This is a genomic window from Nonomuraea sp. NPDC049625, from assembly GCF_040675285.1.
In the GTDB taxonomy this organism is placed as follows: Bacteria; Actinomycetota; Actinomycetes; order Streptosporangiales; family Streptosporangiaceae; genus Nonomuraea; species Nonomuraea angiospora_A.
Genome location: NZ_JBFAOQ010000003.1, coordinates 253,502 through 274,575, shown reverse-complemented (window position 1 = coordinate 274,575; position 21,074 = coordinate 253,502). Strand labels below are relative to the sequence as shown.

Below are 21,074 nucleotides of genomic sequence, written 5' to 3'. Positions count from 1 at the left end.
GTACATACGCACAAGCGACCGGTGAGCGCTAGTGTGATGCCCGATAATACGGGGGCAAACGCTCTGTAATCGTACATACGGGGTGAGTTACGCGTGCAGTTGCGCATGCTCCGAGGTGACCGAAGCACGGCCGTGATCGCCGGGGTGGCCGCCGTGGTCCTGGTGGCCGCGGCGGCGTGGTTCGGCGTGGGCGTGTCCAGCGCCAACCCGAAGCTGGCCGATGTCGGCGCCTGGCTCTGGACCCGGGCCAAGGGCAAGATCGTGCACGTCAACGGCCTGTCCGGCGAGGTCGACGGCTACCTCGGCGACAAGGCCGGCCGGCAGCTGCGCGTCGTGCAGGACGGCGGCAACGTGCTGCTGGTCGACGACGCCACCGGCTACGTCAGCCGCGTCGAGCCCAGCCAGCTCACGGTCTCCCAGACCCGCGACCTCGGCGCGGCCGGCCTGCAGATCGCGGTGTCCGGCGACACCGCGTACGCGGTGGACCCGGCCTCCGGCAAGGTCCAGCGGATCGACCCGGCCACGCTCAACTCCGTCGGCGCCCCGATCACCCTCCCCGGACCGCTCGGCGCGGCCCGCATCGACGGCGGCGGCCGCCTGTGGGTCCCCGTGACCGCGAAGGGCCAGGTCGTACCGGTGTCGAACGGCGCCGCGGCGGACCCGCTCAAGGTCGGCGAGCCGGGCGAGGAGCTGGCGATCACGATCGCCGGCGGCCTGCCCGTCGTGGTCAACAGCCGGGCCGCCACCGCCACGGTCATCGGCGCGGACGGCGGGGTCGGCGAGATCACCCTGCCCAAGGGTGTGGCCCAGGCCGCGAAGGGCGGCGCGCTCACCCCGGCCACGACCGAAGGCCCGCTGGTCCCGATCCTCACACCCGGCGACTCGGGGCTGCTCGTCGTGATCGACACCTCGTCCAACTCGGTGCTGAGCACCAAGTTCGAGTCGCAGGACCCCGCCAAGCTCGGGGTGCCGCAGGTGCTCGGCAGCAAGGTGTACGTGCCGGACCAGGGCAAGGGCTCCCTCATCGTCTGGGACAGCGCGGCCGGCGGCCGGCCCACCACGCTCCAGGTGGCCCAGGCGCCCGGCCCGGTGGACGTGTTCGTCAAGGACGGCCTGCTCTGGGCCAACGACGAGAACGGCGACAAGGCGGTCGTCATCGACCCCGAGGGCCGCAAGCACGACGTCGACAAGGACGACTCCGACGTACCGGGACCGACCAGCACGCCCAAGCCCAAGCAGACGCCGCGCCCGGACCCGTCCAAGACGGACGCCAGGCCCGACCCCGTACCCACGAGGACGGAGCCGCGCCCCACGCAGACCCGTGAGGCCGAGCCGACCCGTGAGGCCGAGCCCACGCCGACCCCGAGCCGCGAGCCCACCAGGTCGCCCACGCCGACCCCGTCGCCCAGCGCGCCGTCCGCGCCCGGCGCGGTCAGCGCCAGGTCCGGGCCCGGCAAGGTGACGGTGACCTTCAGCCCGGCCACCGGCGGCAAGGTCGAGCGGTACACCCTGAAGACCTCGTCCGGCGCCGGCCGGTCCGTGCCGCAGTCGGTGGACGCGAACGGGCCGTTCCAGTTCGAGTTCACGGGCGGGGACTGCGCGAACGAGTACACGTTCGTGGTGGTCGCGCACTGGGCGGGCGGCGAGGTCGAGTCGCAGCCCAGCGCCGGGGCCAAGCCCTGCGTGGCGCCCGGCTCGCCGACCGGCTTCGCCGCCAAGGCCAAGAACCGGGGCGCCGAGCTGAGCTGGAGCGCCCCCGAGAACGCCGACGACGGCGTCACCTACGAGCTGACCGGCGCGGCGACCAACAACGGCATCAAGGGCACGTCGTTCACGGTGGACGGGCTGAAGAACAACCAGAAGCACGCGTTCAAGCTCAAGGCCAGGAACGCGGCGGGGGAGAGCCCGGACGTGGCCACGACCGAGGTGGACCTGGCCTACCCGAGGCAGCAGTACAAGAACAAGAACAACGACCAGACCGACACCCTGATCCGGCCCACTCCCGCCAAGAACGGCACCGACAACGTCGGCAGGATCCCGAAGGGGCAGTACATCACGGTGACCGTGATCTGCCAGGTCAAGGGCCAGTCTGTCACCGAGTCGCAAGACGGCAGCACCAGTGACATTTGGAACAAAGTTGAAACGCAGTACGGGAACGGGTGGCTCAGCGACACTCTGGTGGCGACTCCGGACGGCGGCTTCCCCGAGGGGCCGCTCTTCGAGTGCACCGACTGAGGAGGGGGGCTCAGTTGACCCAGTACAACTATCAGGACCAGTTCGAGCAGACCGTGCAGCCGTACCAGCAGCAGGGGCTGGAGCAGTCCTACCAGCAGCAGCCGCAGCAGAGCGCGCAGCTGGCCGGGCAGTTCGCGCAGCGCTTCCAGCTGCTCGCCGGCAACATCGAGCGCATCATCCGGGGCAAGCACGAGGCGATCGAGCTGGCGCTGATCAGCCTGTTCTCGGAGGGGCACCTGCTCGTCGAGGACGTGCCCGGCACCGGCAAGACCACGCTGGCCAGGTCGCTCGCGGCCAGCGTGGACGCCGAGTGGCGGCGCATCCAGTTCACGCCTGACCTGCTGCCCAGCGACATCACCGGCGTGTCGATCTTCAACCAGGCGCACCAGAAGTTCGAGTTCCACCACGGGCCCGTCTTCGCGAACATCGTGCTCGCCGACGAGATCAACCGCGCCTCGCCGAAGACCCAGGCCGCGCTGCTGGAGGTCATGGAGGAGCGCCGGGTCACGGTGGACGCCGAGCCGCATCCGGTGCCCAGGCCGTTCATGGTGGTGGCCACGCAGAACCCGGTCGACATGGACGGCACGTACCCGCTGCCCGAGGCCCAGCTCGACCGCTTCCTGATGAAGATCTCCGTAGGCTACCCCGACCACGTCTCCGAGGTGGAGGTGCTCAAGGGCATGCCGACGGGGCCGCAGGTCGAGCGGCTGCCGGTGGTGGCGCGGTCGTCGGACGTGGCCGGGATGATCGACTTCGCCTCCCGGATCCACGTGGCCGATGCCGTGTACGACTACATCGTCGCGCTGTGCTCGGCCACCCGTACCAGCCCTCACCTGCGGCTGGGGGCCAGCCCCCGGGGCAGCCTGGCGTTGCTGCGCGCGTCCCGGGTCAAGGCCGCCGCGGCCGGTCGGCACTACGTCGTGCCGGAGGACGTGAAGGCGCTGGCCGCGCCCGTGCTGGCGCACCGGCTGATCCTCACGCCCGAGGCCGAGCTGCGCGAGGTCACCGCCGCGGCCGCGCTCGGCGAGATCCTCGCCGGGATGCCGGTGCCGCAGGCGGCGTAGGTGCCCACCCCGCCACCGGCTCCCTGGCAGCGGCTCACCGCGGTGCTGACCCCGCTGGGCTGGGGGACCCTCGCCGGGTCCCTCGCGCTGTACGCGGCGGGGTTCGCGCTCGGTTACCCCGAGCCCGTCGTGCTCGCCACCGGCGGCCTGCTCGCGCTGGCCGCCGCGCTCGCGTGGACCGCCCCCAGGCCCAGGCTGGAGGTACGGCGCGAGGTCACGCCCCTGAAGGTGCCGCGCGGGGACGCCGCCGTCGCCGTCCTGAACGTGACCAACCTCGGCCGCCGGGGCCTGTCCGGCCTGCGCGCCCAGGACCGGATCGGCGCGGCGGAGCACACCGTCGACCTGCCCAGGCTGCCGAAGGGGGCGGTACGCACGGTGTCGTACCCGCTGCCGACGGACGCCCGCGGCGAGATCCCGGTGGGGCCGCTGCTGCTCGTCCGGGCCGACCCGTTCGGGCTCACACGCCGCGTCAGAGCGTACGGCTCGCCCGTCACCCTCCTGGTACGGCCCCGCACGGTCGCCCTCCCCGTCCCCCCGTCCGGCCGGGCCCACCACCTGGAGGGCCCCACCAGCGACAACGCCCCCAGCGGCACGGTCACCTTCCACACCCTGCGCGAGTACGTCGTCGGCGACGACCTGCGCCACGTCCACTGGCGGTCGAGCGCCCGAACCGGGACGCTCATGGTCCGCCAGCTCATCGACGCCAGCCTCCCCACCACCACCGTCGTCCTGGACACCCGCGACCTCACGGAGCTGGCCGTGGACGCCGCCGCCTCGGTCGCGCTCGCCGCCGCCACGGCGGGCTTCCCGGTACGCCTCGTCACCGGCGACGGGCCCGTGCCGGACGCCAAGGACCCCGAGACGGTGCTGGACCGCCTGGCCCTGGTGTCGACGGGCACGGGCGGCGTCACGGAGCCGACGCGCCTGGCCCGGGGCGGCGGCTCGCTGGTCCTGGTCACCTCGGACCCGGCGGAGGCGGGGCGCGCCGCGGGGGTGCGCCGCCGCTTCGACCGCGTCATCTGCCTCTACGTCGGCCCCGGGGCGGTCGCGGTACCCGGGGTGGCGGTCCTGCCGATCGGCTCCCTGGACGCGCTCCCGCTCGCGTGGGGATCCCGATGACCACCCAGGCACCCAGGCGCGGCCGCCGGCACGGGCGCGCGCCGGACGCGGCCACGCCTGGCGAGGCGGGTGCAGGTCGGGCGGGCAGTGCGCCGTCCGGGGGTGGGGCGTTGTGGCGGCGGACGGCGGGGGCGGCGCTGGTCGCGGCCGTCGCCGGGGTGGCCGGGTGGGGGTTCCATCGGGTGTTCCCCGGCACCGAGCTGCTGACCGCCGTGATCCCCGCGGCCATCGCCCCCGCCGTCGTCGCCGCGACCCTCGGCCGGCGTCCCCTCTGGCTGGCCCTGCTCCTGGACGTCGTCCTCTGGCTCGCCGGCACCGTCCTCCTCTACCAGGCCCCGAACCCGGGTGTGTTCGCCGACGTGGCGAACTCCTGGCACGCCCTGCTCACCACCCTCCTCCCCGCCCAGCCCGAGCCGCACCTCCTAGTCCTCGTCCACACCCTCGTCTGGGCGGCCACCGTCATCGGCGCCGAGACGCTGGCCCGCACCCGCACCAGGATCGCCGCCGCCGTCCCGGCGCTGGTCGTCTACGGCACGGCGCTCGTGCTGGGCGTGGACGGCGAGGGCTCGAACGTCCCCGTGGCGGGCGCGCTGTTCGTGCTGATCGCCGCGCTGGCCCTGCTGCGCGACGACCGTTCCCCGCTCTGGCTCCTGGCCGGGTTGCCGGCCGCCGCCGCGCTGGCCGCGCTGGCGCTGGTCGTGGGCCCGCTGCTGCCCATCGCCGCGCAGCCGTACAACCCGCGGCAGGACGCCGACCTCCCTCCGCCGCGGCGAGTCGACAGCGTCAGCCCGCTTGACCGGGTCTCGGCTTGGCTGCAGATCCCTGACAGGGAGCTGTTCACCGTCAAGGCCGACAAGCCGCTCAACTGGCGGCTGGCCGTGCTCGACCGGTACGACGGCGTCCGATGGACCTCCGGAGCCCGGTTCCAGCCCACCGGCGGCCGGGTGCCCGAAGCGGACTGGACGGGCAAGGCGGACGTCGTCCATCAGAAGGTGACGTTCGACGGGCTCCCGGGCACCTGGCTGCCCGCGGCCGAACGGCCGGAACGGGTCGAGGGCGTGCGGGGGCTGGTGGTGGACCCCGAGAGCGGCGCGCTGCTGGCCGGTGCCAAGCCCGCCAAGGGGTTCAGCTACGAGGTGACCTCGAAGGTGCCCCGGCCGTCCAAACAGGAGCTGCTCGACGCCACGCCCGCCGACGACCCAGGGCTGACCGCGTTTCCGGCCGGGCCGCAGCAGCGGCTGTTCCGCAAGCTCGCCCAGGAGGCCACCAAGGGCGCGACCGCGCCGATCACGCGGGCGTACCGGCTGCAGAAGTACCTGCGCACCAATGCCAGTTACGACGTCACCGCGCCGCCGGGGCACTCGCTCAAGGGGCTGGAGTTCTTCCTGCAGACCACGCACCGGGGGACGTCGGAGCAGTTCGCGACCACGTTCGCGCTCATGGCCAGGACGCTCGGGCTGCCGTCGCGGGTGGTGGTGGGGTTCAGGCCGGGCCAGACGTCCGGCGGGATTTATCACGTTAAATCTGGCCATGTGATGGTGTGGGCGGAGATCAAGTTCGACCGGCTGGGCTGGCGGCCGTTCTACCCCACGCCGGGCCGCAGCGGCGCCAAGGACGACCATGACGTCGTGTCCTCGGCGATCGAGGAGAGCGAGGAGCTGGAGGGCGAGTTCACCCAGGGCGGGAGCGACCGGCCGAAGACCTCCCGGCCGCAGGCCACGGGGAACGGCGAGGAGCCTTCGAACGGCCCGGCGATCTGGCTGATCGCGTCGGTGGCGGGCGGGGCGCTGCTGGTGGCGTACGCCGGGGTGGTGGTGGCCCTGCCGTGGTGGCGCAGGCGCAAGCGCCGCCGGGCCGAGGGGCCCGAGCAGCGGGTGCTCGGCGCGTGGCGGCAGACCTGCGACGACCTGGGGCTGAGGGGCCGGTACGCTCTGACGGCGGCGGACGTCGTCGCCGGGCAGGCAGGCTCGGGTGATATTTCCACACACATCCAGCCGTTGGCTGAAATTTCGAACTTCGTCCGGTACGCCCCCGACGCCGTCACCGAGGACGCCGCCACCGCGGCCTGGCAGCGCAGCGACGCCATCCGCAGAGCCGTACGCGCCAGAACCCCCCTGACCACCCGCCTGCGCAATCGCCTCCTGTTGAGATGAAGGTAAGCATGAGAAGCGTGGAGTCCCAGCTCCTGCACCGCCCCCCGGGCCTGGCGGCCGGCGAGATCGTCAGACATCTGGCGGCGATGCAGGCCCAGGACGTCCCCTCCGCCCTGCTCGCCTTCCGCGCCCGCTCCGCCACCCTCACCAGGCAGGACGTCGAGGCCGCGGTGACCTCCCGCGAGATCGTCAGAACCTGGGGCCCGCGCGGCACCCTCCACTTCGCGCACGCCGACGACCTGCCCTGGCTGCACGCCCTCACCGCCCGCGCCACGAACACCCTGCGCCGCCTCCACGAGGAAGGCGTCACCGGCGACGATCTGCTCGGGCTCATCGCCGGCGCCCTCGAAGGCCAGGGCCCGCTCACCAAGGCCGATCTGGAGGAGCGCCTGGCGGGCCGGGCCACCGGTCAGGGGGTCGTGCACCTGGTGGGGCTGGCCGCGCACCACGGCCTGGCCGTGCTTGGCCCGCTCCGCGCGGGCAAGCCCACCTACGTGCACGCGGCCGACTGGCTGGGCGCCCCCATCACCCCCGAACCCGACCGGGACCGCGCGCTCAAGGAGCTGGGCACCCGCTACCGCCGAGCCCACCGGCCCGCCGAGCCCGAGGACCTGGCCGCCTGGTCGGGCCTGCCGCTCGGCGAGGCCCGCACGGCCTGGCGCCTGAGCGCCGCCCCTCCGCCGCCCGCCCGCACAGAGGAGGAGCCGGTGGCCCGCCTCGCGCCCGCCTTCGACGAGTACCTGATGGGCTGGCGCAGCCGCGACCCGATCCTGGCCGCCGAGCACGCCAGGAAGGTGTTCCCGGGGGGAGGCATCCTGCGGCCGGTCGTGCTGGTGGGCGGGGTGATCAGGGGCGTGTGGGGGCGCAAGGGCGCGCGGGCGAGCGTCGAGCCGTTCGACGAGCTGCCGGACGGCCTGCTCGACGCCGAGATCGCGGACGTCCGCCGTTTTCTGGAATGAGGGCGTGAAAGCAAACCGGTGCATCGGGTGATAAGAGATGACCACTGATTCACCGGAAGGCAGCGCATGACGGGGGAGACCATCGCGACGCCGGCGGCATGGGCGGCTCGCGCGCACGTCCACGGGGGGACGCGCAGCTCGCCGCCGAACGTTCTCGACGACGCCGACGGTTTCGCCGCGGTGTTCGGCGCCCACTTCGGCGAGATCCACACCTACGTCGCCCAGCGGCTCGGCCCCGACCACGCCGAGGACGTCGTGGCCGAGACGTTCCTCACCGCGTTCCGCAAGCGGGCGCAGTACGACCCGGCCCGCGCGAACGTGCGCGCCTGGCTGTACGGCATCGCCACGAACCTCATCGGCAAGCACCGCCGCCTCGAGGCCCGCACCCTGCGCGCGCTCGGCCGCTGCGCCCCCGACCCCGAGTCCCCCGGGCACGAGGACTCGGTCGCCCGCCGCGTCAGCGCCCAGAGCCTGCGGCCCGAGCTGGCCGCCGCCCTGGCCGAGCTCGATCGCCGCGACCGCGACGTCCTGCTGCTCGTCGCGCTCGCCGGGCTGAGCCACGACGAGATCGCCACCGCGCTCGGCATCCCGTACGGCACCGTCGGGTCCCGCCTGAACCGGGCCAGGAAGAAGCTACGCGCCCTGCTCGGCGAGATCGAGGTGTTCGTCCGTGGATGAGATGGAGCACATCAAGGACCTGTACGGCCGGCCGCGGTCCGATCCGGACGCCCAGGCCAGGGTGTGGCGGCGGGTGGCGGCGGCACGCAGGCGCAGGCGGCTGTCGTGGCTGGTGCTCCCCGCCGTGGCGATGGCCCTGGCGGCGGCGTTCGTGATCCATCAACCGGCACCCTCCGGACGATCCGTGCTGCTGGCGGCGGCCGGCACCGCCGCCTCGGGCCACGTTCCGGACGGGACGTACTGGCACATCAAGAAGGTCCGGGACGGGTCCCAGGTGGTCGGGCTCTGGGCGGCCAGGGACGGCCGGGCGTGGACCCTGGAACAGGGCCGGATCACGCAGGTCAAGGGACGGTCGGCGTTCAGCATGGCGGGGCGTGACCTGACGTTCCAGCAGATCGAGAGCCTTCCCACGGACCCGGACGCGCTCAGGGAGCGGGTGGCGGGCATGCTGCCGTCCAAGGGCCTGCTCGCCGACGCGCTCAGCGGCCTGCTGTGGACCAAGCCGTCCCCGCCCGCCGTGCGCGCCGCCGCCTACCGCGCGCTCGCCGACCTGCCCGAGGTCCGTTACCTGGGCGAGCGCGACCGCGGTGAGGCGTTCTCGTACACGCTGCCCGACGGCACCCAGCGGACGCTCGTCATCGACCCGGCGACCTCGCAGGTGCTCTCCCGCACCGACAACGGGCCGTCCCCGGGCACAGAGCGCGTGATCGAGGCGGGCTGGACCGACCGGGGTCCCCGCTAGAGCATTCCGACGCCGGCGCGTGGGTTTCGCGCGCCCTGAAACAGGAGTCCCGACGTGTTCTGGCGTGCGATCTCGGGCAAAGCCATCTGCCTGAGCGACCAGTTTCCCTTGATCAAGGTGGAGGAGGTGATGCGCGGGCAGGTCACGTTCGTCGGCCTGCCGCCGGTCGAGCTGGGCACGGACGTCGACTGGACCGCGAACCCGCACGGCAACCGCTCCTGGGCGCTCAACCTGCACACGCTGCGCTGGATGGGCCGGCTGGTCGCCGAGTACGAGCGCACGGGCGAGCCCGCGTACCTCGACCGCGCGAGCAGCCTGGCCGAGCACTGGATCCGCGAGAACCCGCACGGCGGCCGCGGGGTCAGCCCGTGGGCGTGGGCCGAGCACGCGGTCGCGTTACGTGCCCCCGCGCTCGTGTGCCTCAGCGAGCACGTGCGGAGCCGGGCGCTGTGGAACAGCCTCGCCGAGCACGGGGAGGTCCTGGCCGACTCGTCGCTCTACCGCGCGGGCCACAACCACGGCCTGGATCAGGACATCGGGCTGCTCGTCGTCGGCTGCCGGCTCGGCCGGGCGCGCTGGCGCGATCTGGCCATCCGCAGGATGACCGCCTCCGCCGAGCTGGCCATCGACGCTCAGGGGGTGCTGCAGGAGCAGGCTCCCCGTTATGGCCTGTACGTGCACCGGCGGCTCGGCACGGCGCTGCGGGCGATCGGCGAGAGCGGCGCCGCACCGCCCCAGCGGCTCATCGCCCGGCGGGCCGCGCTGGAGGCGTACGTCGCGCACGCCACCCAGCCCGACGGCCGCCTCGCCCCGATCGGCGACAGCCCGGCCGACACCCGCGCCGACGGCTTCCCGCACGAGGGGCCGGTGGTGCGGATGTTCGACGGCGGGTACGTCTTCGGCAGGACCGCCTGGGACGACCCGCGATCCGCCTTCTACTCGATCAGGTTCGGGCCCGGGCGGCGGCTGCACGGGCACGAGGACCACCTCGGCGTCACCTACAGCGCCCAGGGCCGCCGGATCCTCGTCGAGGCCGGGTTCCACTCCTACGAGCGCACCGGGTACGTGGAGTGGACGCGCTCGCCCGAGGCGCACAATGTGCCTGTCGTGGCCGGGACCTTCCGTCCGGGGACGGCCACGCGGCTCGCCGGATCGTCCGTCGAGCCGTCGCGCCAGTCCTTCGAGCTGGCCGACGACGCCTACGGGGTGACCAGGACCCGGCGCGTCCTCGTCAACCACGGGCCCGACCTGATGGCCGTGCACGACTCCGTCGAGGGCGGGACCCTGCGCAGCCTGTGGCACTTCGACCCGTCGCTGCAGGTGGTCTCCCGGGGCGACGGCCGGGTGGTGCTCGGGGACGGGGACTGGCGGGTGACGCTGCTGCAGTTCCCGGGGGAGGAGCAGGGGATGCGACCCGGGCTGGTCTCGACCGGTTACCTGCGGACCGCCGAGGTGGCGACCGTGGTGTCCCCCGCCGCCCCGAGTGTGCTGACCGTGATCGTGCCGGGCGCGGCCGATCCGCGCGTGTCGGTCTCCGGCGACGCGCTGACCGTCCACACCCCGGACGGCCCCGTCACGCTTCACCTGCCGTAGACGCAGACCCCGCTATCTGTGACGGACCGCTGGACGCGGCCCACCGTACAGCCAGTCGACGTAGTCGTGGCCGGCCGGGTCCCTGGTCCGGAACAGCTCGTTGCGCAGCACCCGGGCCACGCCGTCCACGTGCCAGATGTCGCCCCACAGCCGCGCCGTCGTCTGCACGCGCGCCGTCCTCGGCACGCGGATCTCCTGGTACGCGGCCAGCGCCCGGTCCCAGTCGCCGGCCGCCGACTGCTCGGCCAGTTCGTGGGCGTCCTCGATGGCCTGGCAGGCGCCCTGGGCCAGGTACTGGAGCATGGGGTGGGCGGCGTCCCCCAGGAGGGCGAGCCTGCCCCGCACCCAGGTGCCGATGGGCGGGCGGTCGAGCATGGGCCAGTGGCGCTCTCGCCACAGGTACGGCAGGCCCTTGCCGATCGCGTCGCAGCAGCCGTCGAAGGCCGCCTCCAGGTCGCCGGGGCCGCGGAAGACGGCCACCTGGTTGAGCAGCTCGCCGCCGCGCAGGGCGTACTGGACGAAGTGGCAGCCGGGGCCCAGGTACGCGACCACGTCGGAGACGTCGAAGTCCTCCGGGAGCGGACGGGTGCCCCTATAAGCGACAAATCCGGAATCGTGGGGTTGGTCGGCGACGAGCTGCGCCCGCAGGACCGACTGCAGGCCGTCCGCCGCGACCACCACGTCACCCTCGTGCACCTCGCCGTCCGCGCAGTGGGCCCTGGCGCGTCCGGCGTCCACCCGCTCGACGTGCCGGCCGTTCAGCAGCTCCACGCCCGCGGCCGCGCAGGCCCGCAGGAGGACGGCGTGCAGGTCGCCGCGGTGCGCCACCACGTAGGGGCCGCCGTAGCGGTGCCGGAACCCCTCGCCCAGGTCGAGGTGGGTGAGCTCCTCGCCGGTCAGGGCGTCCCTGAAGACCAGCCGCCGGGGGAGCACGCCCCTCGCGATCACCTGGTCCAGCAGGCCCCAGCGGTGGAGCACGCGGGTGGCGTTGGGGCCGAGCTGCAACCCGGCGCCCACCTCGCCGAACTCGGCCGACCGCTCCAGCACCCGGACCGTCCGCCCGGCCCTCGCCTGCGCGAAGGCGGCCGCCAGCCCGCCGATGCCGCCTCCGACGACGACCACCTCGACCACGAGCACTCCTCTCCACCGACGACGCCCGCACCCGGCCCGAGCCTTAGAGCCCGAGCCTTAGAGCCCGAGCCTCCAGAGCCCGAGCCTTAGAGCCCGAGCCTTCAGAGCCAGCGGTCGATGGCGGGGGCGCCGGGGCCGGGGGCGGGGGCGCGCCCGGTGACCCAGGCGGCCAGCTCGGCGGCCGTCCCCCGCACCTCCGGCAGGCCCTCCCCATCGGACGGCCAGGTGGTGAGGCGGTCGGTGGGGCGCAGGACCATCGCGGGTTCCTCGCCGCGCCGCGCCCACAGCGCCGTCACATCCGTGAGCAGCGCGTCCACCAGCTCGCCCGGCAGATCCTCGAACCGCCCGCCCAGGTCCACGCCGTGCACCCACACCTCGCGGGTCCGCAGCCACACCACCTCGGACGCGGGCACGAGCCGCCCCTGAGCGGTCCGCACCCGGGCCTCCCACTGGGCCCCGGACAACTCGCCCAGGGCGTCGCGCAGCTCCTCGGACGTCTCCCTGGCCAGGCTCTCCAGCGCGGCGGCGTCCAGCCGGGCGGCCAGGTCCTCGATCTCGGCGTCACGGGCCTCGGCCGAGGCGTACATCGGGCGTTCCTCGCCCGTACGCGCCCAGTGCACCAGCCTGCCGAGAGCGCGGGCGTTCGCGGCGACGTGCGCCACCACGTGCCGTCCCGACCACCCGGGCAGCCGGCTCGGCCGTCCGAGGTCGGCACCGCGTACCTGTGCCTCGAAGTACGCGGTGCCGGCGTCCATCCAGCCCAGGTCAGGCATCTCGGCGTGCCACGTTGACCAGCTCGCCGAGGCCCGCGATCCGGGTCACGACCTTGTTCCCGTCGGCGAGGTAGCGCGGAGGCTTGCGGGCGTGGCCGACGCCTCCGGGCGTGCCGGTGGCGATGACGTCCCCGGGCTGGAGCGTGATGATCCGCGACACGTACGAGATCAGCTCGGCCGGGCCGAACACCAGGTCGGACGTGTCCGTCTCCTGCACCACCTCGCCGTCCACCTCGCACTGCATGGTCATCGTCACGCCCTCCAGCTCGTCCGGGGTGACGAGGTACGGGCCGAACGGAGTGCTCGACTCGAAGGTCTTGCCCTGGAGCCACTGCAGCGTGCGGTACTGGTAGTCGCGGGCGGTCACGTCGTTGATCACGGAGTAGCCGGCGATGGAGGCCGCCGCCTGCTCCGGCGACACGTTCCGGGCCGCCGTGCCGATGATCACCGCCAGCTCGGCCTCCCAGTCGACGGCGTCGGAGACGGCGGGCAGCGCGATGTCGTCGTACGGCCCGACCAGCGCCTCGGCGAACTTGGCGAACAGCGTCGGATGCTCCGGCAGCTCCCGCCCCATCTCCAGGATGTGGTTGCGGTAGTTGAGCCCCACGCAGACGATCTTCCCCGGCCTCGGCACGACGGGGGCGAGGTCGGCCGTGGACAGGGGATGCCGGGGCCCGTCGGCGGCGGCCGCCACCTCCCGCCAGCGCGGATCGGCCAGCAGCGCCCCGATGTCGGGCGCGCCGACCTCCACGGCAAGGTCGCCGTCGATTCTGGCGGCGGTCGTACGGTGCGGCAGCCGCAGCGTCGCGAGCCTCACACGAACTCCTCTCGATATTGACGCAGGCCCTCGAAAACGGGCGTGTCAGCGAAACGGAACAGGTCGAAACGGGTCTCGGCGCGGAACGACCACGCGCACCACGACGGCACCACGACGAGGTCGCCGCGCGACAGCCGCCGCTCCGCGCCGTCGAGGGTCACGAACCCCTCGCCGTCGAACACCTGGTACACCGACGACCCCACCTCTCTCCGCGCGGCCGTCGCGGTCCCCGCCCGCAGCCGGTGGAACTCGGCCCTGATCGTCGGCATGACGTCGCCGCCGGTGGTGGGGTTGGTGTAGCGGACGGCGGCGTGGCCGGGCTCGACGGTCCCGGGGTGGCCCTCGTCCTCCAGCGCCAGCTGCTCGTCCAGCGCCCGGGCGGTGTGCTCCCAGCGGTACGCGGCGATCGGCGAGCTGGGCGTGGCTTGCAGCGCCGAGACGGGACGCAGCCCCGGGTGCGCCCACAGCCGTTCCGAACGCGACACGCTCGGCGTCGTCACGTCGGTGACCTGGTCGGGGCCGAACTCGAAGAACGAGGTGTCGGTGTAGTGCACGAGCGGGATGTCCAGCCCGTCGATCCAGGCCATGGGCGCGTCGGTGGTGTTGTGGTGCCCGTGGAAGTGCCAGCCGGGAGTCAGCAGGAAGTCGCCGCGCCGCATGGCGACCGGGTCGCCGTTCACGACGGTCCAGACGCCCTCGCCCTCGACGACGAAGCGGAAGGCGTTCTGGGTGTGGCGGTGCTCGGGGGCGACCTCGCGCGGCCCCAGGTACTGGATGGCCGCCCAGAGGGTCGGCGTCGCGTACGGCATCCCGCCCAGGCCGGGGTTGGCCAGCGCGATGGCCCGCCGCTCCCCGCCGCGCCCGACGGGCACCAGCTCGCCGGCCCGCTCGGCCAGCGGGTAGAGCGTCTTCCACTCCCACACGTGCGGGCGCGCCTTCGGCTTCGGGTGCTCCGGCATCAGGTCGCCGACCTGCGTCCACAACGGAATCAGGTCCTCCGCCGCGAAGTCGGCGTAGAGCCTCTCCTCTGGGTTCATGGAGCCCACGCTAGGAGGTGATTCTGCATACGGCACTAGCATTCTGCTATGAAGAACAGGCCCGCCTACGCCCTGGGCTCCGTCGACAACGTGCTGCTGCTCCTGCACATGCTGCGCGACCAGGGCCACCTCAAGGTCGCCGACGTCGCCAGGGAGCTGGGCATCGCCCGCTCGACCGCCCACCGCCTGCTGGCCATGCTCGTCTACCGCGACTTCGCCGTGCAGGACGAGCGGCACACGTACCTGCCGGGGCCGTTCCTCACCTCGACGCAGGCCGGCGCGGGCGGGGCGGTCCTGCGCGAGCTGCGCGCCCGGGTCAGGCCGGCGATGGAGGCGCTGTGCGCGCGGGCCGCGGAGACCGTGAACCTCATGCTCCGGGTCGGTACGGAGGTGCGCTTCCTGGACAGCGTGGAGTCGTCGCAGATCCTGCACGTCGGCGACCGCCGCGGCACGATCCTGCCCGCCCGCCGGGCCTCCGGCGGCAAGATCCTGCTCGCCACCCTGCCCCCCGACCAGCTCCGCGACCTCTATCCCGACCTTTCCGACCACGAGCGCGCGACCCTGACCCGCGAGCTCGACGACGTCAGGGCCCGCGGCTACGCGCTCAACATCGACGGCACGGAACGCGGCGTCTCCGCCATCGGCGCGACCCTCCGCAACGGGAACGGCGTCGCCCTGGCCGCCCTGTCGATCTCGGCCCCCTCGGCCCGCTTCGGCCCGGACCGGGTGGGGTTCTTCGCGGCTCAGCTGAAGGCCGCGGTGGGGGAGGCCGAACAGGCGCTGACCGATTTCCCCGACGCTTGACGTGTGTAACCCCATGGGGGTTATCGTAGGGGTATGCCAAAGATTAACGTCTACCTGCCGGACGAACTCGCGGAAGCGGTCAAGCAGGCCGGGGTGCCGGTGTCGGCGGTGTGCCAGCGCGCGCTGGAGCAGGCGGTCCGCCGGGTGACCGCCATCAGGGAGACCGTCCTGAGCGACCTCGACCTCGAAGAGCCGACCGGGGCGCTGAGGCACCTGACGCCCAGGACGCGCACCGTCCTCAAACTGGCCGCCGACCAGGCCAGGGCGGAAGGAGCCGCAGCCGTCGGCACCGAGCACCTGCTGGGCGCCATGCTGAGCGAGGGGACCAACCTGGCGCTGCACGTCCTGCGGGCCGTGGAGATCGACCCGGAGCAGGTCGGACGCGACCTCGCCCGCCACCAGCCCGCCCCCGGCGCGGCCGGCGGCTCGGAGCCGCGCAACTTCAGCGGGGCGGCGGCCAACGCGCTGGAGTTCGCCGTCACGGAGGCGACCTCACTCGGCCACAACTACGTGGGCTGCGAGCACCTCCTGCTCGGCCTCGTCGCCGAGCCCGACGGGACCGCCGGCCAGGTCCTGCGCGGGCTGGGCGCCGAGCCCAGGCTCACCAGGCGCGCCGTGGTGGCGGCCCTGGCCGGGTACGTCCACCTGCGGGCGCAGACGCAGCAGGACGCCGAGGCCCAGGGTGACCAGGGCCGGCCCGCCGCCGTCCAGGCGATGCTGTCCGCCGCCGTCCGCCAGGAGCTGCAGCCCCTCGTCCAGCGGCTCGAGCGGCTGGAAGCGCACGTGGGACTGGACGGCTGAGGATCGCGAGGTGTCCGCCGCCATCCGCGTCACCCTGGTGGCCCTGATCGTGGTCGGGATCGTGATCGGGATCGTGATCGGGGCCACGTGGTGACGCTCAGAGCCAGTCGCGGCGTTTGAAGACGAGATAGAGGGTCAGACAGACGGCCGCCATCAGCACGATCGCGAATGGGTACCCGAATGCCCAGTGCGTTTCGGGCATGAAATCGAAATTCATCCCGTAAATGGTTCCGACCAGCGTCGGAGCGAACAGGATGGCGGCCCAGGCGGAGATCTTCTTGACCTCCTCGCCCTGCTGGATGCTCGCCTCCGTCATCCGGGCCATCTCCGCGTTCTGCGCCTGCGTCACCAGCGTCGAGTTGACGACCAGGATGTCCTGCAGCATCTGCCGGAACGCGGAGATCCGCTCCGACACCGTGATCGCGTGGTCGGCCACGTCGCGCAGGTAGCTCTGCAGCTCGTCGTTCATCCCGTGCTTGGAGGCCCCCGCGATGAACGCGTGGAGCATGCCCACCAGCGGCGCCGTCGCCCGCTGGAACTCGATCACCTCGCCGGACAGCTCGTAGACCCGCCGCGACACCGACGGGTCGCCGCCGAAGACCTGGACCTCGATCTCCTCGATGTCCTTCTGCAGCCCGGCCACCACCGGGGCATAGCCGTCGACCACGGCGTCGAGGATGGCGTACAGGACGGCCTGCGGGCCCTGCCGCAGCAGCTCGGGCTCGGACTCCATGCGCTTGCGGACGGCCTGGAGGTCGGGGGCCTCGGCATGGCGTACGGTGATCACGAAGTTGGGGCCGACGAAGACGTGCACCTCCCCGAACGCGACCTCCTCCACGTCGTCCAGGTAGCGCGCGGCCCGCAGCACCACGAACAGCGTGTCGCCGTAGCGGTCGGCCTTGGGCCGCTGGGAGCCGACTATCGCGTCCTCCAGCGCCAGCTCGTGCAGCTCGAACTCCTCGCCGAGCTTGACCAGCTCCCACTCCTTCGGCCGGTAGAGGCCGATCCAGGCCATGCTGCCCGGCATCTCCTTGAGCCGCTCGAAGGCGTCGGCCAGAGAGCCGGGGGTGTCGACGCGCCTGCCGTCGCGGTAGATGGCGTTGTCGATGACGGTCGGCCGGTAGGGCCGCTCCTCCGTGGCACGCGGGTCCATCGAGTGCTCGGGCGCTTCCTCGTGGACGTCGCCGCTGCGCCTGAACCCCTTCACCCTGGCCATGGCCCTCCCTGGACCTAAGAGAGCTCGTCGAGCCGTTGAGTGGCGCGGTCTCTGATGGTCTTGCGCCACATCGGCGTCCAGCCGAACAGCAGCCCGTGCGGCCTGCCCAGCGCCATCTTCGACCAGCGTCTGAAGTCGAATTCGTCGTGGTGGCGGACGATCAGGTCGCCCTCGAACCTGAACAGCGCGTCGATCTCGTTGACGACCTGGCGCCCGGTCCTGGAGAAGGTGTAGCGGGACGTCCAGTGCGCGGTGCCGGTGAAGTCGTCGGCCGTCACGTCGCCGTAGGTGGATCTGAGGCCGTCGCGCACGCCGAGCTGCAGCCGCCACATCGTCATCACGCGGTCACGCCCCTCGACCTCCTGGAAGATCGGATCGCCGAAGCTGACCTCGGGGTGGTAGCAGCGCTCCATGGCCGCGAAGTCCGCGCGCCCCAGAGCGTCGTAGAAAGCGCCGATGAGCGCGACGTGCCGATCGTTCACTCCTCTATCAGATCATGGCCGCTGCGTTGCCCCAGCACACCGCCCGCAACCAGGCATCGCCCAGGTCGAGCCGGGCGAGCGCGTCGAGCTGATGGACGTAAGGATATGGAATCGTCGGGAAGTCACTACCGAGCACCACCTTGCCTGAAATGCCCAGATCAAGCAATGCCGGCCGCAGCCGCGCGGGGAACGGCATGCCCAGCTCGGCGAAGTCGGTGAACGCCATCGTGGTGTCCAGCGCGACCCGCTCGTAGCGGGCGGCCAGCTCGAAGAACGGGTCGTACTCCGGCATCCCCAGATGCGCGATCACCACCCGCAGCCGCGGATGCCTGCGCAGCACCTCGCCGATCGGCCCGGGGCCGATGTGCCCGCCCGGCACGGGCACCGAACTGGCGTGCGTCACCACCGGCACCCCGGCCTCCGCCAGCAGCCCCCAGACCTCGTCCAGCTCGGCGGCCCGCGGGTCGAACCCGCCGACCTGCAGGTGCACCTTGAAGATCCTGGCCCCGTCCTCCAGTGCCCGGCGCACGTATTCCACGACGCCAGGCTCGGGGTAGAAGGTCGCCGAAGGGAGGCATCCAGGTGTACGGCGGGCGAAATCCAGCGTCCAGGCGTTGAGATCGAGCGCCATGTCCGGCTTGTGCGCGTAGGCGAGGGCGGGGAACGTGCGCACGCCCATGGCCCGCAGCAGCGCGACCCGCTCCTCCGCCGGCCACTCGTACTCGATCTTCCAGCCGTTCCCCATCAGCGGGCCGCCGTGCCTGAAGTGGTGCCACACCCGCCGCTCCATCCGCTCCGGCAGGAAGTGGACGTGCAGGTCGATGAGGCCGGGCAACCCGAGCCCGCGCCACCAGTCCGGAATCCGGGCGTCAGAATCTTGTTCTGTGGCCACGCAGGAGACTCTACCTGGATAGGGTTTCTCCTCGATGGAACAGCTCTGGGCCCACCTGATCAAGGTTCAGCCTGACCCCGACCCCTGGGTCGTGGGGGTCTCGGCTCTCGCCGCGTTCGTGCTCGTCGGCTTCCGCATGCCCTGGCAGGTGACCAGAGGCCTGATCACGATCGCCCATGAGGGCGGCCACGCGCTGATGGCGCTGGTCACCCGGCGCAAACTCGAAGGCATCCGCCTCCACTCCGACACCTCCGGCGTGACGCTGACCAGGGGCAGGCCCACCGGGCCCGGCATGGTGCTGACCGCGCTCGCCGGTTATGTGGCGCCTCCGCTGCTGGGGCTGGGCGCCGCCTGGCTGACCGAGATGGGGCACATCACGCTGCTGATCTGGAGCGTGCTGCTGTTCCTGGTCTGCATGCTGCTGCTGGTCCGCAACCTGTACGGCGCGCTGATCCTGCTCGCCACCGGCGGCGCGGTGTTCGCCCTGATCATGTACGCGCCCGCCGAGGTCCAGCAGGTCGTCGCCCTGGTCGCGGTCTGGTTCCTGCTGTTCGGCGGGATCAGGCCGATCATCGAGCTGCAGCGCAAGCGGAGCAGGCGGCAGGCGCGAGACTCCGACGCGGACCAGCTGGCCAGGCTGACGTTCCTGCCCGGTGGGTTCTACGTGCTCCTCTTCCTGCTGGTGTCGGTCGTGTCCGCGGCCTTCGGCGCGTACCTCATGAATCCGCTCTAACCCCCAAAATTCGCACTAAACTCGCCTGCAACAGGGGGGAGTGCCGTGCTGCCAGTCGAGGACGCGCCCGGCTACCGGGTACTCGATCAGGCGGGCCAGGGCGGCTTCGCCGTCGTGTACCGCGCCTACCAGGAGCGCCTCGACCGGGTCGTGGCGCTCAAGGTGCTGTCCGTCGACCGGGTCGACCAGCGCACGATGCGCAGGTTCCAGCGCGAGCTGCAGCTCACCGGCCGCCTGACCGGCCACCCCAACGTCGTCACCGTCTTCGACACCGGCGTCACCCGCTCCGGCAAGCCGTACATCGCGATGGACTACTTCGAGAACGGCTCGCTGCGCGACAGGGTCCGCAAGGAGGGGCCGCTGCCGGTGCCCGACGTGCTGCGGGCGGGGGTGAAGCTGGCCGGGGCGCTGGCCGCCGTACACGAGGCCGGAGTCCTGCACGGCGACATCAAGCCGCAGAACATCCTCATCTCCCGGTACGGCGAGCCCGCCATCGCCGACTTCGGCGTGGCCCGGGTCGTGGACTCCTCGGAGATCTCGGCCACGTCGCAGGCGTTCACCCCGCTGCACGCCGCCCCGGAGGTGCTCACCGGCCAGCCGCACTCGGCCTCGACCGACATCTACTCGCTCGGCTCGACCCTCTACCACCTGCTGGCCGGCCAGCCCGCCTTCCACAACCCGACGGACCCCTCGATCGCGCCCCTGATGTACCGGGTGCTCAGTGTCGAGCCGCCCCCGATCAACCGCTCCGACGTGCCGCCGCCGGTCCTCGAGACGGTCATGCGGGCGATGTCCAAGCAGCCCGAGGTGCGGTACGGGTCGGCGCGGGAGCTCGCCCGGCGGCTGCAGGAGGTGCAGGCCGAGCTGGGCCTGCCGGTGACCGACCTGGTGGGCCAGGACCCCGGCCCGGGACCGGCGATGGCCACGGTGCCCCGCCCCCGCCTCGACGACCCGCCCACCGGCGAACCCCAGCCCCCGGGGAGCCCTCAGCACACGGGGAGCCCCCAGCACACGGGGAGCCCCCAGCACACGGGGAGCCCCCAGCTCCCGACCACGGGCAACCACCTGCCATCCACGGGTAACCATCTCCCGACCACCGGCAACCACCTGCCCGGCGGCCCCGGCCGGCCGTCGCCGTTCGCCCCCGAGGCGCGGCCGTCGCCCTTCGCGCCGGAGGCGCAGCCGTCACCGTTCGCGCCGGAAGCGCGGGCGGCGGGCACCGGCGGCATGCACGCCACCGGCCGGCACGGGTCGGGAATCGCCGGCATCCCCGGGGGCGGGCATCCGGGCGCGCCCGCACCACCCGCGATCGCCTCGGCCACCACCCCGCCGGGGCAGGGCGGGACGACCGCGCCGGGCGGAGGAGGGCGCCTGCCACGGGGCCTCGTGATCGGCGCTGCCGTGGCGGCCGTCGTCGTGGGCGGCACGAGCGCGGCCGTCTACCTGTCGCTCCAGCAGAACGAGCCATCACAGACCACCCAGCCCTCGGCGTCCGAGCCGGGCACCCGGGACACCGAGGCCATCGACAAGCAGTCCGTCGCCGCGCTGACCCCGCGCGGCCTGAAGGTGACCGCCGACCAGGGCGCCCTCGTCGAGCTGAAGTGGACGCTCCCCGCGGCCGCCCGCCGCTACCCGGTGGTCCTCCAGCGCTCCCCGCTCAAGAGGGGCGAGCAGGCCGTCACCGCCCTGGGCCAGGGCGCCACCACGACCCGCGTCGCGGGACTGGACCCGAGCACCGGCTACTGCTTCCTGGTGGGCGTCCTGCTGCGCGTCTCGGAGAGCTCGACGGTCGCCTGGTCGAAGCCCACGTGTATCAGGGGCGCCGTCGCCCGCTCGAACCCGTAG

The 21,074-nt window shown here is 72.7% G+C and carries 18 protein-coding genes and 1 pseudogene; 12 read left to right on the top strand and 7 right to left on the bottom strand.

The features are described 5' to 3' along the window. Window positions 1-93 precede the first annotated feature (93 nt). The 8 genes from AB0J87_RS14755 (at window position 94) to AB0J87_RS14720 (ending at window position 10,543) form a co-directional block, all read left to right on the top strand. Window positions 94-2,235 (top strand): hypothetical protein, encoded by a 2,142-nt coding sequence (locus AB0J87_RS14755; RefSeq protein ID WP_363965490.1) that lies wholly within the window; start codon window positions 94-96, stop codon window positions 2,233-2,235. Window positions 2,236-2,249: 14 nt separating this feature from the next. Further along, window positions 2,250-3,299 carry a MoxR family ATPase gene (locus tag AB0J87_RS14750; protein ID WP_350722330.1) on the top strand — a complete coding sequence of 350 codons (1,050 nt, stop codon included), beginning with the start codon at window positions 2,250-2,252 and terminating at the stop codon, window positions 3,297-3,299. After that, window positions 3,300-4,418 (top strand): DUF58 domain-containing protein, encoded by a 1,119-nt coding sequence (locus AB0J87_RS14745; RefSeq protein WP_363965488.1) that lies wholly within the window; start codon window positions 3,300-3,302, stop codon window positions 4,416-4,418. Continuing rightward, window positions 4,415-6,571: a DUF3488 and transglutaminase-like domain-containing protein gene (locus AB0J87_RS14740; protein ID WP_363965486.1), complete on the top strand. Its 2,157-nt coding sequence runs from the start codon at window positions 4,415-4,417 to the stop codon at window positions 6,569-6,571. The genes AB0J87_RS14745 and AB0J87_RS14740 overlap by 4 nt, the downstream gene beginning before the upstream one ends. 8 nt (window positions 6,572-6,579) lie before the next feature. After that, window positions 6,580-7,530 (top strand): winged helix DNA-binding domain-containing protein, encoded by a 951-nt coding sequence (locus AB0J87_RS14735; RefSeq protein WP_363965484.1) that lies wholly within the window; start codon window positions 6,580-6,582, stop codon window positions 7,528-7,530. 66 nt (window positions 7,531-7,596) lie between these two features. Continuing rightward, the gene (locus tag AB0J87_RS14730) at window positions 7,597-8,208 is read left to right on the top strand and encodes an RNA polymerase sigma factor (RefSeq protein ID WP_363965482.1); all 612 of its coding nucleotides are present in this window, start codon (window positions 7,597-7,599) and stop codon (window positions 8,206-8,208) included. Continuing rightward, window positions 8,201-8,950, top strand: coding sequence for a hypothetical protein (locus tag AB0J87_RS14725; protein WP_363965480.1), 750 nt, complete (start codon window positions 8,201-8,203; stop codon window positions 8,948-8,950). Before AB0J87_RS14730 ends, AB0J87_RS14725 begins: the two co-directional genes overlap by 8 nt. A 54-nt stretch (window positions 8,951-9,004) precedes the next feature. After that, the gene (locus tag AB0J87_RS14720) at window positions 9,005-10,543 is read left to right on the top strand and encodes a heparinase II/III family protein (RefSeq protein ID WP_363965478.1); all 1,539 of its coding nucleotides are present in this window, start codon (window positions 9,005-9,007) and stop codon (window positions 10,541-10,543) included. Window positions 10,544-10,555: 12 nt separating this feature from the next. Here the strand turns inward: AB0J87_RS14720 and AB0J87_RS14715 are convergent, their stop codons facing one another. The 4 genes and pseudogenes from AB0J87_RS14715 to AB0J87_RS14700 all read right to left on the bottom strand — a co-directional run. Further along, window positions 10,556-11,674: an FAD-dependent monooxygenase gene (locus AB0J87_RS14715; RefSeq protein WP_363965476.1), complete on the bottom strand. Its 1,119-nt coding sequence runs from the start codon at window positions 11,672-11,674 to the stop codon at window positions 10,556-10,558. Window positions 11,675-11,775: 101 nt separating this feature from the next. Continuing rightward, window positions 11,776-12,447 (bottom strand): maleylpyruvate isomerase family mycothiol-dependent enzyme, encoded by a 672-nt coding sequence (locus tag AB0J87_RS14710; protein ID WP_363965474.1) that lies wholly within the window; start codon window positions 12,445-12,447, stop codon window positions 11,776-11,778. Further along, on the bottom strand, window positions 12,440-13,264 hold the full coding sequence (locus AB0J87_RS14705; protein ID WP_363965472.1) for a fumarylacetoacetate hydrolase family protein: 825 nt from the start codon (window positions 13,262-13,264) through the stop codon (window positions 12,440-12,442). The genes AB0J87_RS14710 and AB0J87_RS14705 overlap by 8 nt, the downstream gene beginning before the upstream one ends. Next, window positions 13,261-14,262 (bottom strand): annotated as a pseudogene (locus AB0J87_RS14700) (cupin domain-containing protein); the annotation flags it as partial. The pseudogene AB0J87_RS14700 and the gene AB0J87_RS14705, both read right to left, overlap by 4 nt. Window positions 14,263-14,349: 87 nt before the next feature. Between AB0J87_RS14700 and AB0J87_RS14695 the strand changes: the two are divergent. Both AB0J87_RS14695 and AB0J87_RS14690 read left to right on the top strand, forming a co-directional pair. Further along, on the top strand, window positions 14,350-15,105 hold the full coding sequence (locus AB0J87_RS14695; RefSeq protein WP_363965470.1) for an IclR family transcriptional regulator: 756 nt from the start codon (window positions 14,350-14,352) through the stop codon (window positions 15,103-15,105). 33 nt (window positions 15,106-15,138) lie between these two features. Beyond that, window positions 15,139-15,906, top strand: a complete 768-nt coding sequence (locus AB0J87_RS14690; RefSeq protein ID WP_363965468.1) for a Clp protease N-terminal domain-containing protein — start codon at window positions 15,139-15,141, stop codon at window positions 15,904-15,906. Window positions 15,907-16,003: 97 nt separating this feature from the next. On the opposite strand, the gene corA is transcribed toward AB0J87_RS14690, so the two are convergent. The 3 genes from corA to AB0J87_RS14675 are packed head-to-tail and all read right to left on the bottom strand — an operon-like array spanning window position 16,004 to window position 18,496. Continuing rightward, a complete protein-coding gene (gene corA, locus AB0J87_RS14685) occupies window positions 16,004-17,122 on the bottom strand; it encodes a magnesium/cobalt transporter CorA (protein ID WP_363965466.1) in 1,119 nt (372 codons plus the stop codon). A gap of 14 nt (window positions 17,123-17,136) precedes the next feature. Continuing rightward, window positions 17,137-17,604, bottom strand: coding sequence for a nuclear transport factor 2 family protein (locus tag AB0J87_RS14680; RefSeq protein WP_350722306.1), 468 nt, complete (start codon window positions 17,602-17,604; stop codon window positions 17,137-17,139). A 7-nt stretch (window positions 17,605-17,611) separates the two neighbouring features. After that, on the bottom strand, window positions 17,612-18,496 hold the full coding sequence (locus AB0J87_RS14675; RefSeq protein WP_363965464.1) for an amidohydrolase family protein: 885 nt from the start codon (window positions 18,494-18,496) through the stop codon (window positions 17,612-17,614). A 34-nt stretch (window positions 18,497-18,530) separates the two neighbouring features. Between AB0J87_RS14675 and AB0J87_RS14670 the strand changes: the two genes are divergently transcribed. Beyond that, the gene (locus AB0J87_RS14670) at window positions 18,531-19,229 is read left to right on the top strand and encodes a M50 family metallopeptidase (protein ID WP_363965462.1); all 699 of its coding nucleotides are present in this window, start codon (window positions 18,531-18,533) and stop codon (window positions 19,227-19,229) included. Between the two features lie 45 nt (window positions 19,230-19,274). Continuing rightward, window positions 19,275-21,074, top strand: a complete 1,800-nt coding sequence (locus AB0J87_RS14665; protein WP_363965460.1) for a protein kinase — start codon at window positions 19,275-19,277, stop codon at window positions 21,072-21,074.

Coding starts and splice junctions, on each gene's coding strand:
- AB0J87_RS14740 (WP_363965486.1), top strand. CDS start 4,415: ATGACCACCCAGGCACCCAGGCGCGGCCGCCGGCACGGGCGCGCGCCG.
- AB0J87_RS14735 (WP_363965484.1), top strand. CDS start 6,580: ATGAGAAGCGTGGAGTCCCAGCTCCTGCACCGCCCCCCGGGCCTGGCG.
- AB0J87_RS14730 (WP_363965482.1), top strand. CDS start 7,597: ATGACGGGGGAGACCATCGCGACGCCGGCGGCATGGGCGGCTCGCGCG.
- AB0J87_RS14710 (WP_363965474.1), bottom strand. CDS start 12,447: ATGCCTGACCTGGGCTGGATGGACGCCGGCACCGCGTACTTCGAGGCA.
- AB0J87_RS14695 (WP_363965470.1), top strand. CDS start 14,350: ATGAAGAACAGGCCCGCCTACGCCCTGGGCTCCGTCGACAACGTGCTG.
- AB0J87_RS14690 (WP_363965468.1), top strand. CDS start 15,139: ATGCCAAAGATTAACGTCTACCTGCCGGACGAACTCGCGGAAGCGGTC.
- corA (WP_363965466.1), bottom strand. CDS start 17,122: ATGGCCAGGGTGAAGGGGTTCAGGCGCAGCGGCGACGTCCACGAGGAA.
- AB0J87_RS14670 (WP_363965462.1), top strand. CDS start 18,531: ATGGAACAGCTCTGGGCCCACCTGATCAAGGTTCAGCCTGACCCCGAC.